The sequence below is a fragment of the Streptomyces sp. NRRL S-920 genome (assembly GCF_000717945.1).
Taxonomy (GTDB): domain Bacteria; phylum Actinomycetota; class Actinomycetes; order Streptomycetales; family Streptomycetaceae; genus Streptomyces; species Streptomyces alboniger.
Map to the genome: position 1 here is coordinate 1 of NZ_JODF01000139.1, position 1,428 is coordinate 1,428.

The following is a 1,428-nucleotide window of genomic DNA, read 5'->3' on the forward strand; positions in this document are numbered from 1 at the left end:
CCCCCCAAAAACCCCGGCGCCCCCCCCCTCCCCCGCGAGAACCCCGGGGACCCCCCCCCCCCCCCCCCCCCGGCCCCCCCACCGGGCGGCCCCGCCCCCATACCCTTGCCCCATGGACTCGGTGATCGACAAAGCGTTCGCGGCGGCGCTGTACGGCGAAGGCCACGAAGGCCTGGACACCGGGGCCTCCCTCCTCGCGGCAGCCCCCGACGCGGACGCCGAGCTGCGGCGGCGCGGCGAGGAGTACCTGCGCCGGGCCTGGCGGCACGGCTGGCAGCCCGCGGACGTCGTACGGCTGGTCCGCCGCGACCTGGACGCCCCGCACATACGCCTGGCCGCCGCCCTGATCCGCGACGAGACCGCAGGCTACCCGCACCTGCCGCCCCGCTGGACCACCCAGCTGGCCGACCTCGCCGACACCGCGACCGCCCCCGAAACCGGCCGCCCCCGCGCCCAGGCCCAGCCCCGCGACCGCTTCTCGGACGCCACTGTCCACCTGGAGCTGTACCGACTGCTGCTGCGCCTCCCGCCGATCGAGCCGGTCGGCCCGGCGCCCGGGGAGACCGTGCCGGGGCCCGTGGAGGGCGAGCCCCGCACACTGACCCGTATCCGCGCCCTGCTCGCCAAGGCCGAGGCGACCGGCTTCCCCGAAGAGGCGGAGGCGCTCACGGCGAAGGCGCAGGAGCTGATGGCGCGGCACTCGCTCGACGAGGCACTGCTCGCGGCGCGTACGCACGCGAAGGACGTCCCCGGGGCGTGCCGCGTCGGTGTGGACGCTCCGTACGAGACGGCGAAGGCGATCCTGCTGGACTCCGTGGCCACGGCGAACCGCTGCCGCGCGGTGTGGAACGAGGCGTTCGGCTTCTCGACCGTCGTCGGCTTCGAGCCCGACCTGGAGGCGGTGGAGCTGCTCTACACCTCCCTCCTCGTCCAGGGCACGGCGGCGATGACGAAGGCGGAGGCGGGGCAGCGCGCGGCGGGACGCAGGCGTACGAAGACGTTCCGGCAGACGTTCCTGCTGGCGTACGCGCACCGCATCGGCGCCCGCCTGGCGGAGGCGGGGGAGCACGCGGTCACGGAAGCGGCGGCCGAGGACGGCTCGGCGGCCTCGTTGCTGCCCGTACTCGCGGCACGCGACGTCGCGGTGACCGACCGCGCCGAGCGGATGTTCCCCGAGACGACCACGACCCGCGTGCGCGGTGCGACGGACGGCGAGGGCTGGACCCACGGCACGGCGGCGGCCGACCGGGCCCACGTGCCGCCCCGGAACCAGGGCCCGGCCCTGCCTCGGGGCGGGCGGTAAGGGCCGGCTCCCGGAGGCCCGGCCCCTGGACCCACACCCCGCCCCCGAGCGGCCCCCGGCCCCGGGTGGGCGAGGCCCCGGAGGGGGGGCGGTGGCCCCACGGCACGGCGGCGGCCGACCGGGCC

At 77.7% G+C, this 1,428-nt stretch carries 1 protein-coding gene; it reads left to right on the forward strand.

The annotated features are described in order from the left end of the window. Window positions 1–112: 112 nt before the first annotated feature. Window positions 113–1,303 (forward strand): DUF2786 domain-containing protein, encoded by a 1,191-nt coding sequence (locus IG54_RS0137210; protein WP_030795616.1) that lies wholly within the window; start codon window positions 113–115, stop codon window positions 1,301–1,303. Window positions 1,304–1,428: the final 125 nt, after the last annotated feature.